Genomic DNA, 19,280 nt, shown 5'->3' with positions numbered 1-19,280 from the left:
ATGCGCCTGATCCTGCCCTTACCGCGGCCCCTGCTGCCGCCGCCCGCTCCTTCTTCGCCCTCTTCTTCCGCACCGCACACAACCCGCCCCCGCCCTGCCACGCCGCCCCCGGCGCTGCACCCGGCCTGGGTGGTGCTGCTGGTGAGCCTGTGGCTGGCCACGGTGTGCAATGTGCCGCTGTGGCGCGAGGTGGCTGCCCTGCCCGGCCAGGGCAGCCTGCGCGGGTACGGCTTTGCGCTGGCGTTCGGCGCCATCGTCACCGCGGGCAATGCGGGGTTGCTGGCCCTGCTGGCCTGGCGCTGGACGCTCAAGCCCGCGGCCGTGCTGCTGGTGCTGATGGCGGCCTTTGGCGCTTACTTCATGCTGGCCTATGGCATTGCCATCGATGCCAGCATGCTGACCAACGTGGTGCAGACCGATGTGCACGAGGCCGGCGACCTGCTGAGCCTGCGCATGCTGGCCACCGTGGCGGCGCTGGCCGCGCCGCCCCTGCTGTGGCTGCTGCGCACGCCGGTGCGGCGCCTGCCGCCGCTGCGCCAGGCGGTGCACAACGGGCTGCTGCTGCTGGCGGCCATCGCGGTCATCGTGGGCAGCCTGCTGGCGGTGTTCCAGGATTTCTCGTCCACCATGCGCAACCACACCAAGCTGCGCTATCTGATCAACCCGCTCAACAGCGTGTACGCGCTGGGCAACGTGGCCACCAAGCCCTTGCGCATGGACCAGCGCACCCTGGTGCCCGTGGGCCGCGACGCCCACCTGGGCGCCAGCTATGCGGGCCAGGCCAAGCCGCCGCTCTTGGTGCTGGTGCTGGGTGAGACGGGGCGCAGCGGCAATTTCGGCATCAATGGCTATGCGCGCGACACCACGCCGCTGCTGTCGGCCCGCGCCAAGGAGCTGGTGAGCGCAGGCAACGCCTGGTCGTGCGGCACGAGCACGGCGGCCTCGGTGCCCTGCATGTTCTCGCACCTGGGCAAGAGCGGGTATGAGGGGCGCTCGGCCAACTTCGAGAGCCTGGTCGACGTGTTGCACCACGCCGGCCTGGCCGTGCTGTGGCTGGACAACCAGTCGGGCTGCAAGGGCGTGTGCGACCGCCTGGGCGATACCAACACCGCCAACCTGAAAGACCCTGCACTGTGCGCCCACCAGGGCGAGTGCCTGGACCGCATCATGCTGAAAGACCTGGACGCGCGCATCGCCGCGCTGCCCGCCGAGCAGCGCCAGCGCGGCACGGTGGTCGTGATGCACCAGCTGGGCAGCCATGGGCCGGCGTACTACAAGCGCTCTGCGCCCGACGCCAAGAAGTTTTTGCCCGAGTGCACATCCACCGCGCTGCAGGAATGCAGCCGCCAGCAGGTGGTGAATGCGTATGACAACAGCATTGTGGAGATCGACCGTTTTCTGGACGGCGTGATCCAGTGGCTAGGCACACAGAACGCCACGGCGCAGACGGCGATGTTGTACGTGGCCGACCACGGCGAATCGCTGGGCGAGAACAACATCTATCTGCACGGCCTGCCCTATTCGATTGCGCCCGATGTGCAAAAGCACGTGCCCTGGATCACCTGGCTCTCGCCCGCGATGCAGGCGCGCGTGGGGGCGAGCACGGGCTGCCTGCAGAAGGACCTGCGCGAGCGGCGCATCACGCACGACCATTACTTCCACTCGGTGCTGGGGTTGATGGATGTGCAGACGGGGGCTTACCAGCCGGAGCAGGACATGTTCACGCCTTGCCGGGATGCGGGGGCGGCGCAGGCCAAAGCCGATGGGCCGGTGGCGGCGCCACGCAAGTCCTGAGCAGGGGCGCAAGCGCCATCTGGTCGTGGACACGCTGCGCTGGGGCGGTTGCTGGTGGTGGCAATCACCAGCCCGGCCATGCAGGACACGGCCTTACAGGCCAACAAGGTCTGCGAGGCAGTCGCGCGGGAGTGGACCGGACTTGTCTGGGCCATTGCGCAGCAGGTGGCACCTGCCCCGGGGCCCGATAGACCAGCAACAGTGGTACGAGGTGATGCGGCCCGATCGACCATCGAATCAGCGGGACAGCACGCTCGCAGTGAATCACACGCGCAGTTGCAGGCCCCGCGCGGAGTGAGAGAGAGAGGCCGCCCCCATCACTCCTTCAGAAAGGCGCTGCATCCACCGCTCAGCGTTCTGCAGCAGCATCTCTATTGCTTGCAGAAGGGCCGACGCAGTTGCCTCCGTCCACGGTATGGGCAGATGCAGCACGGCTTGGCCCTGGCCATCCAGCGCAGCCCATCCGCCCCCGAAGCCTGCACCCATATGGTTGCCTTGCATCAGGAGCTGAAGCTCTGATGGGCCGTCGGCGCGCCGACCGCGCAGCACGCACGATAGCAGCCAACGTCCCTGCGCCGAGGAGGGATGGATCTCCACCACCTGATTGCCGTCGAACAGCAGCCGACAGCAGCCATGGGCGTCGGGCCGCAGTCCAGGGATGCCTATTGACTCTCCCAGCGCAGAAATCACAGCGGCTACAGCATCTTCGGACATGGCAAAAGTATACGGCGAAGCGCCGAAAGGACGGCCATTTGGTGCGCTCACACTGCGCATCCACGCCTTGCCAGTGCGCCGTGAAGGAGGTCGGGGTGGTCATCCCGTCCCGACCGGACGCCGCTCTCTTGGAGCGCCGTCCGCTGCGTGGCGGCAAGCAATGGAACTTTCACCCTGCTGCTGTCACTCATGCGGGGAACGCGGGGTCCCCGATGGGGCCTGCCCTGCGCCACGATCACCCACCCACCGAACTGGAGCGCCCATGAGCCTGAGCTACGAAGATGTCTTGAAGGAATTCGCGCACCACGTAGGGCTGGACAGCGAAGCGCTGCTGCGCACCGAAGAGGTGCTCATCGACGGCTTCCCCATCGGCCTGCAACTCGAAGGCAGCCCGGTCAGCGGCGATGTGCTGTTCTTCACCACCCTGGGCACGCCCACATCCGAGCACCTGGACCGCATTGCGCGCACCCTGCTCGAAGCCAACAACTTCTGGGTCGGCACCGGCGGCTGCACCATCGGCCTGCAGCAGGAGACCAAGGCGGTGACGCTGTGCGGCCGCATCGCCATCGACGCGGCCCTGACCGGCGAGTCCCTGGCCGCCCTGCTCAGCGGTTTCGTCGACACTGCGGCGTTCTGGAAGGCCTTCGTCGAAGGCACGCCAGCCGATGGCGGCGCCGCACCGCTGATGCCCCCGCACATGGGGCTTCGCGCCTGATCCGCCCAAGGAGCACGCCATGAGCAGTCCTATCGGTCACGCACTTCCCCCGCCGAACCTCGGCGGGATCGGCCCCCTGGGCCTCCAGGGGCATGTACCAGCCCCGCAAGGCCAGGGCCAGGCGCCGCAGGGCGTCGGCCCGGCACGCATGGGCGCGGGCGCTCTGGCCGGCCGCCAGATCCAGGTCGGCGATGGCCAGCCGCGTGAACAGTCTGTGGGCCTGGCCGACAAGGCCAAGGGCTTTTTCAAGACCGCCGGCAAGGTGCTGGCCGGCATCGTTCTGGCCCCCATCGCCCTGCCGGTGGGCCTGGCGGCGCTGGCCCTGGTGGGCACGACGCGCCTGCTGCTGCAGGTGCCGCGCCTGATCAACGAAAAGCTGCTGGAACCCGCCGCCGACAAGCGCTTCGAAAACGCCAACCCGCAGCTCATGCAGATGCGCCAGCCCCTGCCGGGCGGTATTCTGAGCAATCCGGGCGTGATGGAGAAGCTCACCGCGCATGCCCAATCGCAGGGCACGCCCATGAGCGCGCAACAGATACAGGACATGGTCGCCACCGGCGAGCGCCTGGCCGAGGCGCTGCGCGATAGCCCGGCCGGCGGTTCGCCCGTGACGGTGCAGGTCGGCGGCCAACCGGTGCAGGTGGACAGCAGCGTGCACACCACGCGGGCCCTGAGCTGGTACATGATGGCCGCCGCCGCGCAGCAGGACGTGCAGCGCGAGCAAAGCCAGGACCATGCCACCATCGGCGGCCAGAAGGTCACCGACATGTCGTCCTCCGGCTCCTTCGTCATGAAAGACCCGGGCAACAAGATCTACGGCTTCCTGGCGGCGGCCCCGACGGCGGATTCGCGCATGTCCACCCACTTCGGTGAACGCGTGGACCACAATGAGAAGCACAAGATCGCCGGTCTGATCCCCAGCGGCAAGCCCAGCCAGCGCGGCATCGAGGACTTCCGCAACATGCTGCCCGGCCAGGGCGGCACCATCCTGTTCGACAAGCTCGCCGCCAAGGATGGCACACAGGACCTGTTCGTCAAGTTCGAGTCGGTGGGCTGCCCGCCCTATTTCCGCACCGAACCGCACCAGGGCGTGGGCCAGGGCATCGCGCGCTTCTTCTCGGCGCTGGACCGCAATATCGGCCATGCCACCAATTTCCTGGGCAGCATGTTCCAGGGCAAATCGGACGAGATGCGCCGCCAGGAGCACATCTACAAAGGCACGCTCAAGAACGACGTGGCCAAGCCTTTTGCCCAACTGGTGGACAACGCCATTGCCGCTGGCACCATCGACGCTTCGGCCAAGGCCGTGGGCCAGTCGGTGCACAAGTTCGGCCTGCCCTTCATCGAAGAGGCCCTCAACCGCATCCAGGACGCGGCGACCGAGAAAAACGACGCTGGCACCCTGCGCGAGGTGATGGCCGTGCGCCAGCAGATCGCCGAGGCCACGGCCAAGCTGGGCGGCCAGTCGGACAAGTTCGGCATCGAACGGCGCGGCGCCGAGGTGCACATCTCCATCAACCCGCGTGACAACCAGCCCCAGGACCTGCCCGGCTCGCTCACAGGCTCGGCCGCCCAGGCCTTCAACCAGGACGTCTTGACCCCTCCTGCCGGCCACGGCCTGGTCACCGCCACGCAGGACGGCATCTGCGAGCAGGCCGGCAAGGATTGGCCGCGCTCCACCGTGACCATTGGCGGCCAGACGGTCCACCAAGGCGACGCGGCCCAGTCGGCCGCCCTGCTGCACACCCTCACCGGTGGCGACGACCGCATGAAGATGCTGGTGAGCCAGTACGCCAACCAGCAGACCATGGCGCCGCTGATGGCCAGCATGATGCGCGGGGACCTGGGCATACAGGCGCCCGATGGCTCCCCCGGCGTGCCCGAAGGCCAGGGGGTATCAGGCTACCGCATGGAGGCCGACCCTGCCGGAGGCATCCGGCTCACCCTCGACTATTCGCGCCCCAATGTCGATAGCGTGAGCCCGCTCGATGGCTCTCCCTCCGTGCCGGTCGACCCGGCGCAAAGCCACGCGACCTTCTCCTTCAGCCTGCGCATCGCACCCGACTACAGCGTCAGCGTGGCCGATTCTCTGCGTTTCAACGTACAGCTGCGCAGCTGAGGTCCACAGCGCAGGCAGCGCTGCAGCCTTCGGGCGGCGGCGACTGGCAACAAAAAGCCGCGCAATGCGCGGCTTTCTTCTGCGGCTGCGGTGCAGCCCCGGCTCAGGCAGCCTTCTGGATCACGCCTTTCATGGCGTCGGCCACTTCCTTGACCACGGTGCTCTGGATCTGCGTGAACATGGTCCACTGCTGGATCTGCTGCTGCAATCGGAGCAGATCCGTGGTCGTTGCCGAGTCGTCCATGCTGGTGATGGTGTTCTGCAGTTCGGCTTCACGGGCCTGGGAGACCTTGCCGAGGGTGTTGTTGAGGTTGTTGAAGTTGATACCGGCCATAGCGAACTCCTGAAGGATGGGGTGGGGTCAAAAAAAAGGGGGAAACGCGGAAAAAAGGCTTTCTACAGACGGCGCACTGGCATTGTGAGCGTTTCACGGGCCGCCTGACAAGCGTCCTGCAATGCCCTCAGCACCGCATAGTCGGCGGGCGGCAGGCCGGCGGCGGCAGCGCTGCGCAGCCGGGCCTCCATGGCATCCAGGGCGGCGAGTGACTGTTCGCGCGCCTGCGCGGCATGTTCGCCCTGCAATGCGTGCTCCAGATCGCTCAACGGCCCGGGCGACGCCTGCAGGGACCGGTCGACCCCGGGCACCAGAAGTTTCATGCTGCCACCGCCGTTCATCTCAGCACCACCAGGCGGCGCGGCCCCTCGAAAACGAGGCGGTCGGGCTCGATCTCGGCCAGGCGCCAGCCAGCACGCTGTCCACCGGGCAGCAGCTTGCTGCCATCGGCAAGCACCACGTAGGGGACGGGACCGCCGACCACACCACGGATGCGAAAAGGCAGCGGTGCCACGCTGGCGTGCACCAGCGGCGTGCCGGCCGTGTTGGCGGCCGCCTGCGCGGTCTCGCGCACGAGCAAGGTAAACGCAATGCCCGACAGCGGTGTGCCCTCGCGTGCCAGCAGCGACTCCAGCGCGGGGCGCCGCCCAGGCGCAATGTCCAGCGCCAACGCCATCTGCTGCGATGTGGCGTCCCAGCGGACAGCGGCCGCCTCGAATCCTGCCAGGCGCAGCCAGTCCTGTATGGCTGGGCCCTGCTGCTCGGCCACGCGCAGCGCGTCGACCATCTCGATGCCCGGTGGCAGGCGCTCGCGCAATTGCGCGAGCACGCGGTCGTGCTCCTCTGTCGTGAGCACCCCACCCAAGGCCTTGACCCGGCCGGCGCCCAGCAGTTCGAAGCGCAGCGATGCACCCGTGCTGCCTCCCACCGCCCTCAGGTCATCGAGCAGGTCGGACGCGGTGCGCACGGCCAGCGCCGGCGTGGGCCGGATACTGGCCAGGCCTTCGGCCAGCCGATCGAACTGCTCGATGCCTGCCACCCATCCACTCACGCGCGCCCGGCCATCGGGCAGCACGTCGATCTGCAGGCGCAAGGCCGGATCCACCACCGCGATGGCGCGCTGAATGTCGCGCACCATCTGTTGCTGGCGCGCCGCATCCCCAGGGGAGGGGCCTGCTGCAGGCGTTGCGGCGGACGGTGCCGCGGGCCCAGGGCCGCGCCCGGTGAGCAAGGACGCGAACACGCCCAGCAGCAGCACGCACAGGGCCGCGCCCACCACCCAGGCAGGGTGCCAGCTGCGCGCCCGCGCCACCGCCGGGGTCTGCACCAGGACCGCGGGCGCCGCTGCGTCCACGGGGGCGGGTGTGGACGGCTCCCCTGGAGCCGGCGCCGGGGCCGCAGCGCCCTGCACCGAGGCGTCCTGCAGCGGCGTCGGCCCATCGGCCATGGCCACGGGAGCCGGTACGGAGGCCGTGGCCACGGCCTCATCCGAAGGCACCGCCTGCCAGGCGGCATGGGGCGCACTCACGGTGATGGCCACACCGCCCAGCCGTGCCACACCACCCCAGGCGGTGGGAGGCACCCAGGCTTCATCTGCAGCGTCAGGGCCGGTGGCGTCGTTGGCCGCGCCGGCCTGCCGCGGCTGGGCCAGCACCTTCCAATGGCCTGCGGCTGCCTGCAACCAGGCCTGTGCGCCGGGCGGCAGGGCCATGTCGCTCACGATCAGGTCGCAATCGTCGCCCGCGCCAATGCGCAGGGTCGCAGCCAGCGGCACGCGGGCACCGGCATGGCAGCCGCTGAGCACGCGCAGCTCGGTGTCCTGGCCCAGGTCGTCGGGCTGCGCGCTCATTGCAAGGCCCCTGCGCGCAGCACACGCCGAGAACCGCAGCGCGGCCCATACAATGGAAAGAGCCGAAGTCCCAGGACTTCTTTTCTCCATCCACGACCCAAAGGATTGCGCCCATGAACCTCGAACAGGAGCGCCGCGACGACATCTTGATCCTGCGCCCGCGCGGTCGCCTCGACAGCAGCAGCTCGCCCGAACTGGAGCGCGTGATCACCGAGCAGCTCGAGGCTGGCACGCAGCGCGTGGTGTTTGACCTCTCGGCGCTGGACTACATCAGTTCCGCCGGCCTGCGCGTGGTCTTGCTCGCGGGCAAGAAGCTGCGTGCCAGCAAAGGCAAGCTGGTGCTGGTCGGCCTGCGCGACATGGTGCGCGAGGTGTTCGACATGAGCGGCTTCCTGACCTTGTTCGCGGTCACCGACACGCTGGACGAAGGCCTGTCCAAGGTCTGAACGGCCACGGCTGTGCCCGCGGCGGGGGCCCTTGGTGGTCCGGGTGGCGCGGGCTGTGAAAAAGGCTTGTTGCATCACAGGTCGATACGCGCCAGCGGCTGGATGTTGATCTCCTGCGTGAGCTCCTGGTAGCTCAGCACAGGCAATTCGTACAGGTCCTGCTCGATCATCTTGCGCAGGTAGCGGCGGATGTCCATGGACGTGAGCAGCACCGGCCGCTGCGCGCTTGCCCCCAGGTCGCCCACGGTCTTCTTGATGTTGTCCACCAGGCGCTTGCTCACCGTTGGATCGAGGGCCAGATAGCTGCCCGCCGAGGTCTGGCGGATGGCGCCGCGCACCGTGTCCTCGATGCTGGGCGCGAGCAGGTAGGCCGGCAGGATGTTCTGCCCGCTCGAATACTTGTAGCTGATGTGGCGCTTGAGGGTGGAGCGCACGTACTCGGTCAGCAGCACCGAGTCCTTTTCCTTCTGGCCCCATTCGATCAGCGACTCCAGGATGGCGCGCAGGTTGCGCACCGAGATGTCCTCGGACACCAGGCGCTGCAGGATCTCGGCGATCTTCTGGATCGGCAGCACCCGCGTCGACTCCTTGACCAGGTCAGGGAAACGCCCCTCCATGGCGCTGAGCAGAAAACGCGTCTCCTGGATGCCGATGAAATCGGCCGAGTACTTCTTGAGCACGAAGGCCAGGTGGTAGGTCAGCACCTGGCTCGGGTCCATGAACGGAATGCCCGCGCGGCCCAGCGTGTCGCGCAGTTCGGCCGACACCCACAGCGTGGGAATGTGCGGCAGGAACTTGCGGTCGCTCTCGTAGACGATCTGCAGCGCATCCAGGTTGGCCGTGCTCTCGCGCACCAGCAGCCAGCCAGGCCGCAGCCGCCCCTGCGACACCGGCACCTCGGACAGCAGGATGTTGTAGCTCTCGGGCGGCAGGGCGTCGTTGAAGCGCAGCTGGATGCCGGGGAAAGGCACGCCCAGGTCGAAATACAGGGCACGGCGGATCTTGAGCAGCTCTTCGTTGAGCACGTCGGCGTCGAAGGCCTGTTGCAGCCCCGCGGCCACGTCCATGAGCAGGGGCACGGTGGGCGCGAATTCCTCGCTGCCATCGGTGGCCTTCTTCTTGGGCTTCTCGCCCGCGGGCTGCATGGCCGGCACCTCGGTGACTTCGCCGGTCTTCTCGTCGACCACGCGGCGCGTGCCGCGCATGATGACGATGCCCACGGTGCCGATGACGACCGCCAGGATCAGGAACACCGGCAGCGGCATGCCGGGAATCAGGCCCATGCCCAGGGCCACGGCGGCGGCGATCAGCAGCGCGCGCGGCTGGGCCAGCACCTGCTGGCCGATGTCCTTGCCGACGTTGGACGGGCCGTCACCCGACTGCACGCGCGTGACGATCATGCCCGCGCAGATGGCGATGAACAGCGCCGGAATCTGCGCGATCAGGCCGTCGCCGATGGTCAGCACCGAATAGGTCTTGGCCGCCTCGCCGGCCGTCATGCCACGCTGCATCACACCGATGACGATGCCGCCCAGCAGGTTCACGGCCACGATGATCAGGCCGGCAATGGCGTCGCCCTTGACGAACTTCATGGCGCCGTCCATGGCGCCGTAGAGCTGGCTTTCCTTCTCGACGATGGTGCGCCGGCGCTTGGCCTCCTCCATGTCAATGGTGCCGGCGCGCATGTCGCCGTCGATCGACATCTGCTTGCCCGGCATGGCATCGAGCGAAAAGCGCGCCGCCACTTCGGCCACGCGCTCCGCACCCTTGGTGATGACGACGAACTGCACGATGGTCAGGATCAGGAACACCACCAGGCCGACCACGAGGTTGCCGCCCACGACGAAGTTGCCGAAGGTGAAGATGATGTGCCCGGCATCGCCCTGCAGCAGGATCAGGCGCGTGGTGGCGATCGAGATGCCCAGCCGGAACAGCGTGGTGACCAGCAGCACCGAAGGGAAGGACGAGAACGCCAGCGGCGAGGGCAGGTACATGGCCACCATCAGCAGGATGGCCGAGACGGTCATGTTGATGCCGATCAGCGTGTCCACCAGCCAGGTGGGCAGCGGCAGGATCATCATGAAGATGACGGCCACCAGGAAGAAGGCCAGCACCAGGTCGTTGCGGCTGGTGGCGACCTGGACAATGCGCTGCAGGCGGTTGGCGGTGGCGGTCTGCGACATGGAAGGGGGTTCTTATGCGGAAGGGCGGGTCGCAGGGGAGGCGGCGCCTGGGGCCGCAGCGGCCTCGGCGCCACGCAGGGCGATGAAGGCGCGCATGGCACCGGCTGCCTCGTCGGCACGGCCCAGGGCCTGCAGCGCCTGGGCACGCACGAGGTGGAAGGCGCCGTCCATGGCACCCAGCAGGGCCAGCCGGTCGAGTGTATCGAGTGCGCGGGCTGGCTTGGCCGCGCGCACCTGGGCCAGCGCCAGGGTCAGCAAGGCGCGTGGGTGGTCGGGCGCCAGCACGTCGCGGGCGGCGAGCAGCACGGCCGCCTTGTCGGGCCGGTTGTTCTGCAGATAGACGTAGGCCAGCAGGTCCATCAGCTCGATGTCGGCGCCCAGCGCGGGCACGGCGGCGGGTTGCAGGTCAGCCATCCGCCCTAGCCCTGGTACAGGGCGCTGCGGTACATCTGCAGCAGATCGCGCAGGCCGCACTCTTCCTTGAGCAGGCGCACGGCACGGTTGAGCACGCGCGCGCCCTCACCCGCATTGTCGCCACCGGCAGCGGCGGGCTGCGCCTGCTCGGCGGCATCGGTCAGGCGCGCCAGCGCATCTTCCAGCGCCTGGCGAAAGCGTGCAGGCACCATCAGGTCGCGGTTTTCGAGCTGGGGGCGGATCGCCGACTCCAGCGCATCGTCGAGCGTCAGCAGGGACAGCAGGGTTTCCACCTGGGGCCGGGTACCCAGGTCGGGCGGCGGGGCCTCCTCGCGCTCTGGCAGGGCCTGCAGCCCCTCCTGGCGGGCATAGGTGATGCTGTCGATGCCCCGGTCGAAGGCCAGGTGGCCGAGAGAGACGTTGGACATGGCGTTTCCTTGCAACAAAAGGGGTCAGCGCGCCGGACGAACCGCCGCGCCTGTACGGTGGGTAACAACGGCGCCCAGGAAGTTCCAGGCCGCCTGCCCGCCGGGGCGCAAATTCACGGCTCGACCGTGGCCAGCCACTGGCGCAGGAAGTCCACCGCCTGGCGGATGCGCCGCGCACCCGCCTCCTGCACGGGGAAGCGCGTGGCCAGCACCAGCCAGTCGCCCGCCGGGGTGCTGCGCAGGCCGACCTGCACGGCCTGCGCCGCTTCGGGCACCTTGGCCGCCTGGCGCATGGCCCGCAGCACCAGGGCGGCGATGTCGTAGCGCACCGGCTCGGCATAGTGCACGACGACGGTGTCCTCGTGCTGCGCCACCCCCAGCAGGGCGCCCGTGTCGGGAAAACGCAACTGCAGCTCGCCCTGGGGGCCCGGTGCGAGTTCGGGAATGCCGATGTCGTGGCCCATTTCGGCCAATGCCTGCCGCAGATCGGCCATATCAATAGTCCTCCCGGTCGATGGCGGCGTCCAGTGCATCCTGCACCGCCTGGAATACGGTCTGACGCTGGTCCGCGTCGATGAATACCTTGGGCGGCATGTCGCGCAGCAGCAGCTTCACGCCGGTCAGGAACTGGATCTGGGGCGCGACCCCGCCGGCGCCGAATTTCTCTGCCAGGGCCGTGAAGCGCGAACCCGCGACCCATTTTTCAGCGCTCACGCCCACCAGGTCCTGCATCAGCCCGGGCGCTGAACCCAGGGCAATGCCGTGCTTGGCGGCCAGGCCCTCCAGCAGCGCCCGGCTGTCGTCCAGCACGGTGGCGGCCACGCTCAGGTGGTACAGGTCCTGCACCAGGCTTTGCAGGCGCGAGGGGTCGCCCGAGGGCCGGGCCGCCGCCAGGTCGTTGCCCAGCGCCTTGATCAGGCGCGCCAGGCCGCCAGCGAAATCGCCGTCGCCAAAGCGCTCGAGCGCCAGCCGCAGCGTGCCGGACAGGCTGTTGTTGCCCAGCACCACATCACGGTAGGTGGCCTGGAACTGGCTGACCTCCGCGCGCCCTTGCGCGCCCTCGGCCGCCGTGCCGATGGTGTTGATGTCGGCCCGGATGCGCGGGCCGTGCTCCATCTCCAGGTCGTCCAGCGCCTCGCGCAGGCTGTCCAGGATTTCGGGGGCCGCGCCTTCGCGCTCGCCCTGCTGCAGCGCATATTGCAGCGCCATGAACTGCTGCGTCGGCTCGCCGAAGGCCTTCCTGGCCTGGGCGGCCGGGTCGCCCTGGCCGGACAGCATGCGCTTGGCAAGCTGCACCAGTTCCTCCGGCTCCCCCTGGGACTGCGAGGCGTCCATGTAGGCCATGATGGCCTCGGGGCTCATCATCTCCATGGCGCGCGTGGCTTCCTTCCGGCGCTCGGACGAGTGCTTGGACTCGGCTTTTTCCGAGTGGTGCAGGCTGATTTCCTCGGCCGCGTCGGTCAGTACCGAATTGGCATCGTCCACCTGCACCTGCTGGCCGCCAAAATGGCCAACGGCGCTTTGCCCGCCCTGCGCTCCACCCTGGTGCAGGGCGGTGTCGAAGGAGGGCGTGGCGGGGTTGAAAGCATCTATTCGGGACATGGCTGGATCCGGTGCGGCACGCAAGTATCTCTGGGTAACGCCGCGGACGACTTGGTTCCCTGGGCTGGGCACCAAAAAATTTGCGATGCCCGTGGAACCGGCCCGACAGGCCTGTTACTTACCCGGTGTCGCGGCCGACAACCGCCAGCTTTCCCGCCCCAAACCCATCAGGAGTGCTCACATGCCAGGACAAGACGATCAAAACAACATCGTGGCCCGCGCCCAGGCGCTGATCGACGAAGTGCAAAGCCAGCTCGCCGCCGGCGACGAGTTCTACCGCAGCCAGGGCCTCAACCCCGAGAAGGTGCGTTCGGTGCTGCAATCCCAGGGCCAGGCCACCTTTGACACGGAAGCCGAAGCCCGCAAGGCCTTCGACGCCGACATGGCTGCGGTGGAGCAGGAAGTCCGCGAAGAGCAGGCGCGCCAGTCGTTCAACGGCGCCCCCACCGGTGGCGCCAAGCGCCCCCGCACCATGATCTGAACCCAACAAGCTATCGTTTTCACCTAGGAGCACAACATGTCAGCCATCAACGGTATCGGCGGCGTCACCCCCATGAACATCCAGGGCATGGACCTGGAAACGGCCATGATGGCTGTGCAAAGCAACCGCGCCAACCTGCTGGAAACCCAGCTCAAGGACCAGATCGCCTCGGTCCAGGCCAAGAACGACCAGATCGCCAAGCTGAACCAGGCGCTCGGCCTGATGAACGCCATCGCGGCCAAGATGCCGTCGGACGCCAAGGCCGGCGACAAGATCACCAACGCCATCAGCGCCAACGACTACGCAGCCGAGAAGCAGCTCAATAGTGCACTGGACGCTGCAGGCATCCGCCCGTTCCCCATGAGCGGCAACAACGGCAGCGGCGGCCGCACCGAGGCCTGGAACAACAACAGCAACAAGAACAGCACCGCAGACACCACGAATGCCAACGGCTCGGTCACAAAGTCGTCCTGGTACCCCGGCGGCGTCAATGGCAGCACGACCAAGGGCGAGCTGGACGGCGCCATCCAGCAGATGAAGTCGCAGATCGACAGCATGAGCAACTCGCAGCAGATGGACATGCTGCGCCTGCAGAGCCTCTCCAACAAGCGCAACGAGGCCTTCGACCTGATGACCAACTTCATCAAGAAGATGCAGGAAAACCGCAGCTCCATCATCGGCAACATGCGTTGATCGACATACAACCACCTGCACAGAGGAGTCTCTCATGTCAGTCAACCTCAACACTGTCCAAGGTGCCACGCCCATCAATATCCAGGGCATGGACCTCGAAAGCGCGATGATGGCCGTCCAGACCAACCGCGCCAACCTGTTGGAAGCGCAGTTGAAGGACCAGATTTCCTCGGTGCAGGCCAAGAACGACCAGATCGCCAAGCTCAACCAGCTCCTGGGCACGCTCAACAAGGCGGCGGCCAGCATGCCCACCGATGCGAAGGCCGGCGACGCGGTCAACCTGTCCTCGGCCAACGCCGCCGACATCAAGGCGGCCGCGCAGAGCGCCGGCATCACCCTGCCTGCCGACATGCAGGGCCTCGAAAAGTCCTGGAACGTGAAGCTGGTGGACGGCTCCGTCATCAAGGTCGACGAAGCCGGCAAGAAGGAAGCCGACGACTACAAGAGCAAGAACTGGGCGTTCCGCTCCAGCGACTACAGCGGCAAGAAGGGCATCGTCTCCATCACCGAGAACCCGTCCACGGTGAACAAGGGCCAGCTCGATGGCTACATCCAGCAGGTCAAGTCGCAGATCGACAGCATGAGCAATTCGCAGCAGATGGACATGCTGCGCCTGCAAAGCCTCTCCAACAAGCGCAACGAGGCCTTCGACCTGATGACCAACTTCATCAAGAAGATGCAGGACGCCCGCAGCTCCATCCTCGGCAACATGCGCTGAAGACCGAGCCGAAGCGCCCGCCCCCTATATCGAGAGAGAGCACACCATGACTACCAAGACGCTTCCCACGTCGATTCCCGAGAACCTGCCCGAGCAGATCGCAGAGCTGCTGGCCCACGGCGGGACGCTCGGCTCCGTCTACAACTACGACGACACCGACTACGAAGTCCTGTACGCCCTGGGCCACAGCCTGTACGGCCAGGCCCGCTACCAGGACGCCATGCGCACCTTCGGCTTCCTCGTGACCCACAACCACATGGAAAAGCGGTTCATGAACGCGTTCGCAGCCAGCCTGCAGATGCTCAAGAGCTACAAGGAAGCCATCAAGTACTACTCGATGGCCTCGCTGATGGACATGGGTGACCCCCTGCCCACCTACCACACGGCCGAATGCATGATCGCCCTGGGCTACACCACCGAAGCCAAGGAAGCGCTGCACTACGTGCTCCTGCAGAGCGACGAGCCCGAGCGCGCCGAACTCAAGTCCCGCGCCCAGACCATGCTGGATCTGCTCGGCGCCCCAGGCAAGACCGCTACGCACTGAAGGGGGTTTCCATGACCGACATCACCAGAATCCCAGGCGCCCCGATCTATACCCCCTCCCAGGGAGGCGACCTGAGCACCGCGATGACCGATCGGCTGCAGCAGGCCAACCTCGATACCACGCAGGCGCTGAAGGAGCTCACCAAACTGGCCAGCGTGCTGCAGACGAGCCAGCCCGGCAGCACCAGCGGTGGCAACAGCATCACCAACGCCAACGGCGCGCCGCAGATCGACGGCGTCACCATGAACTTCTCGGCCGAGGACATGGCCGCCGCACTGCTGGTGCTGCAAGGCAAGACCCAGGAAGCCCAGCTGTCCACGGCCAAGGAAGGCATCACGACCAACAAGAAGAAGATGGAGGAGAAAAACAAGCAGGCGATGGACAAGATCAACGACTGGATCAAGAAGTGCGAGGACGCCGCATCCAAGCAGAAGGCCGGCGGCATCCTCGGATGGTTCCAGAAGATCTTCACCGCCGTTGCCGCCGTGTTCGCCGTGGTCGCCGCCGCCGTGGCGACAGCCGCCACGGGTGGCGCCGCAGCTCCCCTGCTCGCCCTGGCGGTGCTTGGCCTGGCCACGTCGATCGTGAGCATCGCCAGCGAGATCGACAAGGCCAATGGCGGCAAGGGCTTTGACGATGTGGCCGGCTGGATGGACCCCGCCTCGCTGATCGGCAAGGGCTTCGGCGAACTGGCCAAGGCCTTCGGCGCCGACGAGCAGCAGGCCGCCATCGTCTCGGCCACGTTCGCGGTGGTCGCCACCATCGCCATCATGGCGGCCTCCATCGCGCTCACCGGCGGGGCCTCGGCCATGAGCGACATGCAGAAGCTTGTTCTCACGGCCGCCCGCATCGGCCAGGCCGTGGCCGGCATCGCTGGCGGCGTCACCCAGGCCGCCAAGGGTGGCGTGGACATCGCCGTCGCCTACGACGAAAAGCAGGCCTCCCTGATCCAGGCCGACAAGAAAGGCATCGACGCCGTTCTCGCCAAGATGCAAAAGCAGATGGAAGAAGACCGCGAAGAGATCAAGAAGGTGATGGACCAGATGATGGAAGGCATGAACATCGTGAGCCAGATGATCAACTCGGCCGGCGAGAGCCGGGCCCAGATCTCGGCCAATCTGTCCGGCCGCGGGCAGACCATTTGACGCGCAGCCGGCGCACAAGGAGCATCCCATGAGCATTGACGGAATCAACCGCGGCGGCGCCGCCAACTTCTACGGCGTCGGCGACGCCGGCCAGGCCGGCGGCCCGAGCGGCGCCCAAGGTGCAGGCACCAACCAGCAGACCGACCTCACCGCGCTGCTGAACGCATCCAAGCTGCTGGGCGACAATCGCAGCAACCCTGCCGACGGCCTCAAGCAGCCCGATGGCGGCTCCATCACCGGCGCGATGTCGGTGCTGGGCAGCCTGGGGGACAACCAGGTGAGCGCCGACATCTACGCCTTCATGGCGCTGTTCCAGCAGATGGCCCAGCAGATGCGCGACACGGCCCGCACCCAGCGCACCACCGAAATGCAGGCCCAGGTCACCTCGCTGCAGAACGCCGCCGAACAAATGAAGACAGCGGCCGCAGAACGCTTCTCGGCGGCCATTGCGCAAGGCGCCATGCAGATTGCTGGCGGTCTCATGCAGGCAGGCATGTCGGCCATCTCGGTCAACAACACCGTGAAAGGTGCGCAGATGCAGAACCAGGCAGATGGCATGAGCCCCAAGGCGGTACAGCTGACGGGGATCAAGGTCGACGCGGCCAAGCTCACTGCCACGGGCCAGGCCCAGATGAACTACGGCCAGGCCATGAGCGGCATCAGCGCAGGCATGGGTGGAATGATCGGCGCCAGCTTCACCCTGGCGGCCGACAAGGCCGACGCGGCAAAGATGCAGCTGGAAACCCAGGCCAAGGTCCAGGAGACTGCGGTCCAGCACGCCAACGACATGATGCAGCAGATGATGGACGTGATCCGCGACGTGCGCGACAAGCTGCAGTCGATCCAGCAGTCCGCCATCGAGACCAACCGCGGCATCTCCCGCAACATCTGACCAACGAACGAGGGAACCCGCCGCCATGTCGAACCCCATCCACGACAGCAGCACCGTCCAGTCGATCCTCGACCTCAAGGACGCACTCGAATCGCTGCCATCCAGCTCGCGCCTGTCCAACAGCGACACCGAGGCGATCTACGCCCTGGCCCACCAGTTGGTGGTGCAGGGCCGCTACGAGACGGCCTACCGCTACTTCTCGCTGCTCACGCTGTACAAGCCCACCCACGTCACCTACCTGCAGGGCCTGGCCCTGTGCTACCGCATGCTGGAGCGCTACGACGAGGCACTGAACGTCTACTCGTTCCTCGCCACCATCGACACCGCCAACGTCGACCACACCATCGCCATCGTCGAATGCCTGCTGCTCAAACGCGAGTTCGACGAAGCCCGGCAGAACGTCGAGCTGGTGCTGCAGTATTGCAAGGAAAATGCCACCACCAACACCAAGGCCGGCGAACGCGCGCAGGTACTGATGGACCTGCTGCGCGGCCCGGCCCAAGGAGCCGTCCCTGCTGGAGCCTGACGACATCCGCCTGCTGACCCAGATCGGCTTTCTTGCCGCGGGCCAGGCCGACGTGCCACGCGCCGAACGCATCTTCGGCGCGCTTGCGCATGTGCGGCCGGACCGCGCTTTCGCGCACGTGGGGCCGGCCATGGCACTGCTCAATGCCGGGCGTGCGGCCGAGGCCGCGCAGCGGCTCCAGCGCGCCCTGCCGCAGCTCGCTCCCGGCGAGGACGCCGACACCGTATCGGCCTTGTGCGCGCTGGCGCTGCAGCTGGAAGGCCGCACCAGCGAAAGCACCCGGCTGCTGCGCGAGTTGCTGCACAATGCCCCGCCAGACGCCGACAATGACGGTCTGCGCCTGGCACGCCGCATGCTGGGCGAACCCCAGGCTCCCGCCAGCCACGCACCTCTCTCGCCCTGACGCCAAGGACACCAGCCATGGACCCCATCATCGGCTCCCTCGCCGCAATCGCCCCCGCCACCCAGGCGCTGACTGCTCCCACGGCTTCCATGGCGGCGCCCGACAGCCTTGCGGCTGCGCGCTTTGGCGCCATCATGGGCCAGCCCACCCCGGTGGCAGAGGCGGTACAGGCCGCACTGGCGCCGGCCACGGCCGCCGGCACCACGCAGGGCTCCATGGGCGAGCGCATCCTGTCGGGCATGAACAATGTCTCCAGCGACTTCCAGTCGGCCTGGAAGTCCGTGTCCACGGTGCTGGACGCCAGCGACAAGAACATGAACATGCAGGACCTGCTCAAGCTGCAGTTGCAGCTCGTGCAGGTGTCGGTGCAATACGACCTCGTGGGCAAGGCTGTGAGCCGCTCCACCCAGAACCTCGACCAACTGCTGCGCCTGCAATGAACGCTCCCGCCCTGCCCTCCTTCCTGGTTGCCCGGCGCCTTTGGCAGAGCCTGGTAGTGGTGCTGTGCGCGCTGCTGCTGGCCGCCTGCGGCGCGCGTGTCGACCTTCTCGGTGCCGTGCCTGAAGACGAGGCCAACGATGTGCTCGCAGCCCTCCTCAAGGCCGACATCCCGGCGCAGAAAACCCCCGGCAAGGACGGCCAGGTGGGTGTGCAGGTCGACTCGGGCCAGGTGGGCCGCGCGCTCGAAATCCTGCGCGAGAACGGCCTGCCGCGCGAGCGCTTCGCCGGCATGGGCCAGGTGTTCAAGAAGGAAGGCCTGATCTCCTCGCCGCTGGAAGAGCGCGCCCGCTATATCTATGCGCTGTCGCAGGAGCTGTCCAACACCTTGTCCAAGATCGACGGCGTGCTGGCAGCGCGCGTGCACGTGGTGCTGCCCGAACGCGGCACCGCAGGCGAAGCCGGCGTGCCCTCGACCGCGGCGGTGTTCATCAAGCACCAGGACGGCTACAACCTCGACATCATCCAGCCGCAGATCCGCCGCCTGGTGACCAACAGCATTCCCGGCCTCACGGCCGACCGGGTGTCGGTGATCTTCGTCGGCGCCCAGCCGCGTGCCACCCCGGCCGCAGCCGCCGCCGCACAGACCGCCAGCGTCTGGGGCTTCGACGTGCCGCGCAGCACTGCCGGCGGTCTTTCGGCCCTGCTGTGGAGCCTGGCTGCACTGCTCGTGCTGGCCTTGGCGGGATTGGGCTACGTGGTCTGGCGCTACCTGCTGCCCGCACGTGGCAACACGCCGCCGGGCGCGGTGGCCACCACCGCCCGCCCAGTGTGACGGACTG

General features: G+C 67.2%; 23 protein-coding genes. 14 read left to right on the top strand and 9 right to left on the bottom strand.

Annotated features, from left to right (window positions below):
* Positions 1–1,794, top strand: a complete 1,794-nt coding sequence (locus HNP48_RS27985) for a phosphoethanolamine transferase (protein WP_184863407.1) — start codon at positions 1–3, stop codon at positions 1,792–1,794.
* Positions 1,795–2,058: 264 nt separating this feature from the next.
* Here the strand turns inward: HNP48_RS27985 and HNP48_RS27980 are convergent, their stop codons facing one another.
* Complete coding sequence (locus HNP48_RS27980) at positions 2,059–2,508, bottom strand: type III secretion system chaperone (RefSeq protein ID WP_184863405.1); 450 nt, start codon at positions 2,506–2,508, stop codon at positions 2,059–2,061.
* A 262-nt stretch (positions 2,509–2,770) separates the two neighbouring features.
* Here HNP48_RS27980 and HNP48_RS27975 point away from each other — a divergent pair, with 262 nt between their 5' ends.
* Both HNP48_RS27975 and HNP48_RS27970 read left to right on the top strand, forming a co-directional pair.
* Positions 2,771–3,223: a type III secretion system chaperone gene (locus HNP48_RS27975; RefSeq protein WP_184863403.1), complete on the top strand. Its 453-nt coding sequence runs from the start codon at positions 2,771–2,773 to the stop codon at positions 3,221–3,223.
* Positions 3,224–3,242: 19 nt separating this feature from the next.
* Positions 3,243–5,342 (top strand): hypothetical protein, encoded by a 2,100-nt coding sequence (locus HNP48_RS27970; RefSeq protein ID WP_184863401.1) that lies wholly within the window; start codon positions 3,243–3,245, stop codon positions 5,340–5,342.
* 103 nt (positions 5,343–5,445) lie between these two features.
* On the opposite strand, the gene HNP48_RS27965 is transcribed toward HNP48_RS27970, so the two are convergent.
* From HNP48_RS27965 to sctD, 3 genes are all read right to left on the bottom strand, one after another.
* Positions 5,446–5,676: an EscF/YscF/HrpA family type III secretion system needle major subunit gene (locus HNP48_RS27965; protein ID WP_184863399.1), complete on the bottom strand. Its 231-nt coding sequence runs from the start codon at positions 5,674–5,676 to the stop codon at positions 5,446–5,448.
* A 62-nt stretch (positions 5,677–5,738) separates the two neighbouring features.
* On the bottom strand, positions 5,739–5,999 hold the full coding sequence (locus HNP48_RS27960; RefSeq protein ID WP_184863397.1) for a hypothetical protein: 261 nt from the start codon (positions 5,997–5,999) through the stop codon (positions 5,739–5,741).
* 14 nt (positions 6,000–6,013) lie between these two features.
* Entirely contained in the window at positions 6,014–7,525 is a 1,512-nt protein-coding gene (gene sctD, locus HNP48_RS27955; protein ID WP_184863395.1) for a type III secretion system inner membrane ring subunit SctD, read from the bottom strand.
* Positions 7,526–7,638: 113 nt separating this feature from the next.
* On the opposite strand from sctD, the gene HNP48_RS27950 reads away from it, so the two are divergent.
* The gene (locus HNP48_RS27950) at positions 7,639–7,971 is read left to right on the top strand and encodes an STAS domain-containing protein (protein ID WP_184863393.1); all 333 of its coding nucleotides are present in this window, start codon (positions 7,639–7,641) and stop codon (positions 7,969–7,971) included.
* Positions 7,972–8,045: 74 nt separating this feature from the next.
* On the opposite strand, the gene sctV is transcribed toward HNP48_RS27950, so the two are convergent.
* The 5 genes from sctV to sctW form a co-directional block, all read right to left on the bottom strand.
* Positions 8,046–10,154, bottom strand: coding sequence for a type III secretion system export apparatus subunit SctV (sctV, locus tag HNP48_RS27945; RefSeq protein WP_184863391.1), 2,109 nt, complete (start codon positions 10,152–10,154; stop codon positions 8,046–8,048).
* 12 nt (positions 10,155–10,166) lie between these two features.
* A complete protein-coding gene (locus tag HNP48_RS27940) occupies positions 10,167–10,568 on the bottom strand; it encodes a hypothetical protein (RefSeq protein WP_184863389.1) in 402 nt (133 codons plus the stop codon).
* Between the two features lie 5 nt (positions 10,569–10,573).
* Positions 10,574–10,996, bottom strand: a complete 423-nt coding sequence (locus tag HNP48_RS27935) for a hypothetical protein (RefSeq protein WP_184863387.1) — start codon at positions 10,994–10,996, stop codon at positions 10,574–10,576.
* Between the two features lie 113 nt (positions 10,997–11,109).
* The gene (locus HNP48_RS27930; protein ID WP_184863385.1) at positions 11,110–11,490 is read right to left on the bottom strand and encodes a hypothetical protein; all 381 of its coding nucleotides are present in this window, start codon (positions 11,488–11,490) and stop codon (positions 11,110–11,112) included.
* Between the two features lies 1 nt (position 11,491).
* On the bottom strand, positions 11,492–12,598 hold the full coding sequence (gene sctW, locus HNP48_RS27925) for a type III secretion system gatekeeper subunit SctW (protein WP_184863383.1): 1,107 nt from the start codon (positions 12,596–12,598) through the stop codon (positions 11,492–11,494).
* 181 nt (positions 12,599–12,779) lie between these two features.
* Between sctW and HNP48_RS27920 the strand changes: the two genes are divergently transcribed.
* The 10 genes from HNP48_RS27920 to sctJ are packed head-to-tail and all read left to right on the top strand — an operon-like array spanning position 12,780 to position 19,273.
* Positions 12,780–13,079 carry a hypothetical protein gene (locus HNP48_RS27920; RefSeq protein WP_184863381.1) on the top strand — a complete coding sequence of 100 codons (300 nt, stop codon included), beginning with the start codon at positions 12,780–12,782 and terminating at the stop codon, positions 13,077–13,079.
* 36 nt (positions 13,080–13,115) lie between these two features.
* The gene (locus HNP48_RS27915; RefSeq protein ID WP_184863564.1) at positions 13,116–13,772 is read left to right on the top strand and encodes a hypothetical protein; all 657 of its coding nucleotides are present in this window, start codon (positions 13,116–13,118) and stop codon (positions 13,770–13,772) included.
* Positions 13,773–13,806: 34 nt separating this feature from the next.
* The gene (locus HNP48_RS27910) at positions 13,807–14,490 is read left to right on the top strand and encodes a hypothetical protein (protein WP_184863562.1); all 684 of its coding nucleotides are present in this window, start codon (positions 13,807–13,809) and stop codon (positions 14,488–14,490) included.
* Positions 14,491–14,536: 46 nt separating this feature from the next.
* Positions 14,537–15,034 (top strand): SycD/LcrH family type III secretion system chaperone, encoded by a 498-nt coding sequence (locus HNP48_RS27905; RefSeq protein WP_184863379.1) that lies wholly within the window; start codon positions 14,537–14,539, stop codon positions 15,032–15,034.
* An 11-nt stretch (positions 15,035–15,045) separates the two neighbouring features.
* Entirely contained in the window at positions 15,046–16,179 is a 1,134-nt protein-coding gene (sctE, locus tag HNP48_RS27900; RefSeq protein WP_184863377.1) for a type III secretion system translocon subunit SctE, read from the top strand.
* Positions 16,180–16,207: 28 nt separating this feature from the next.
* Positions 16,208–17,071: a type III secretion system translocon subunit SctB gene (gene sctB / locus HNP48_RS27895; RefSeq protein ID WP_184863375.1), complete on the top strand. Its 864-nt coding sequence runs from the start codon at positions 16,208–16,210 to the stop codon at positions 17,069–17,071.
* Positions 17,072–17,096: 25 nt separating this feature from the next.
* Positions 17,097–17,597: a tetratricopeptide repeat protein gene (locus HNP48_RS27890; protein ID WP_184863373.1), complete on the top strand. Its 501-nt coding sequence runs from the start codon at positions 17,097–17,099 to the stop codon at positions 17,595–17,597.
* 52 nt (positions 17,598–17,649) lie between these two features.
* On the top strand, positions 17,650–18,000 hold the full coding sequence (locus HNP48_RS27885; protein WP_184863371.1) for a hypothetical protein: 351 nt from the start codon (positions 17,650–17,652) through the stop codon (positions 17,998–18,000).
* A gap of 17 nt (positions 18,001–18,017) precedes the next feature.
* Complete coding sequence (gene sctI, locus HNP48_RS27880; protein WP_184863369.1) at positions 18,018–18,440, top strand: type III secretion system inner rod subunit SctI; 423 nt, start codon at positions 18,018–18,020, stop codon at positions 18,438–18,440.
* Positions 18,437–19,273: a type III secretion system inner membrane ring lipoprotein SctJ gene (sctJ, locus tag HNP48_RS27875; protein ID WP_184863367.1), complete on the top strand. Its 837-nt coding sequence runs from the start codon at positions 18,437–18,439 to the stop codon at positions 19,271–19,273. The genes sctI and sctJ overlap by 4 nt, the downstream gene beginning before the upstream one ends.
* The last annotated feature ends 7 nt before the right edge of the window (positions 19,274–19,280 follow it).

The sequence above is a fragment of the Acidovorax soli genome (assembly GCF_014207955.1).
Classification (GTDB): Bacteria; Pseudomonadota; Gammaproteobacteria; order Burkholderiales; family Burkholderiaceae_C; genus Acidovorax; species Acidovorax soli_A.
Note: the sequence above shows the minus strand (reverse complement) of the source record. Positions and strands in the feature narration are given on the sequence as shown.

Bases quoted from the DNA above. Each gene is read 5' to 3' on its own strand.
- HNP48_RS27975 (WP_184863403.1), top strand. From the start codon at position 2,771: ATGAGCCTGAGCTACGAAGATGTCTTGAAGGAATTCGCGCACCACGTA.
- HNP48_RS27965 (WP_184863399.1), bottom strand. From the start codon at position 5,676: ATGGCCGGTATCAACTTCAACAACCTCAACAACACCCTCGGCAAGGTC.
- sctW (WP_184863383.1), bottom strand. From the start codon at position 12,598: ATGTCCCGAATAGATGCTTTCAACCCCGCCACGCCCTCCTTCGACACC.
- sctB (WP_184863375.1), top strand. From the start codon at position 16,208: ATGAGCATTGACGGAATCAACCGCGGCGGCGCCGCCAACTTCTACGGC.
- HNP48_RS27920 (WP_184863381.1), top strand. From the start codon at position 12,780: ATGCCAGGACAAGACGATCAAAACAACATCGTGGCCCGCGCCCAGGCG.
- HNP48_RS27940 (WP_184863389.1), bottom strand. From the start codon at position 10,568: ATGGCTGACCTGCAACCCGCCGCCGTGCCCGCGCTGGGCGCCGACATC.
- HNP48_RS27930 (WP_184863385.1), bottom strand. From the start codon at position 11,490: ATGGCCGATCTGCGGCAGGCATTGGCCGAAATGGGCCACGACATCGGC.
- sctD (WP_184863395.1), bottom strand. From the start codon at position 7,525: ATGAGCGCGCAGCCCGACGACCTGGGCCAGGACACCGAGCTGCGCGTG.
- HNP48_RS27980 (WP_184863405.1), bottom strand. From the start codon at position 2,508: ATGTCCGAAGATGCTGTAGCCGCTGTGATTTCTGCGCTGGGAGAGTCA.
- sctJ (WP_184863367.1), top strand. From the start codon at position 18,437: ATGAACGCTCCCGCCCTGCCCTCCTTCCTGGTTGCCCGGCGCCTTTGG.
- HNP48_RS27985 (WP_184863407.1), top strand. From the start codon at position 1: ATGCGCCTGATCCTGCCCTTACCGCGGCCCCTGCTGCCGCCGCCCGCT.
- HNP48_RS27905 (WP_184863379.1), top strand. From the start codon at position 14,537: ATGACTACCAAGACGCTTCCCACGTCGATTCCCGAGAACCTGCCCGAG.
- HNP48_RS27935 (WP_184863387.1), bottom strand. From the start codon at position 10,996: ATGTCCAACGTCTCTCTCGGCCACCTGGCCTTCGACCGGGGCATCGAC.
- sctV (WP_184863391.1), bottom strand. From the start codon at position 10,154: ATGTCGCAGACCGCCACCGCCAACCGCCTGCAGCGCATTGTCCAGGTC.
- HNP48_RS27960 (WP_184863397.1), bottom strand. From the start codon at position 5,999: ATGAAACTTCTGGTGCCCGGGGTCGACCGGTCCCTGCAGGCGTCGCCC.
- HNP48_RS27950 (WP_184863393.1), top strand. From the start codon at position 7,639: ATGAACCTCGAACAGGAGCGCCGCGACGACATCTTGATCCTGCGCCCG.
- sctI (WP_184863369.1), top strand. From the start codon at position 18,018: ATGGACCCCATCATCGGCTCCCTCGCCGCAATCGCCCCCGCCACCCAG.
- HNP48_RS27890 (WP_184863373.1), top strand. From the start codon at position 17,097: ATGTCGAACCCCATCCACGACAGCAGCACCGTCCAGTCGATCCTCGAC.
- sctE (WP_184863377.1), top strand. From the start codon at position 15,046: ATGACCGACATCACCAGAATCCCAGGCGCCCCGATCTATACCCCCTCC.
- HNP48_RS27970 (WP_184863401.1), top strand. From the start codon at position 3,243: ATGAGCAGTCCTATCGGTCACGCACTTCCCCCGCCGAACCTCGGCGGG.
- HNP48_RS27915 (WP_184863564.1), top strand. From the start codon at position 13,116: ATGTCAGCCATCAACGGTATCGGCGGCGTCACCCCCATGAACATCCAG.
- HNP48_RS27910 (WP_184863562.1), top strand. From the start codon at position 13,807: ATGTCAGTCAACCTCAACACTGTCCAAGGTGCCACGCCCATCAATATC.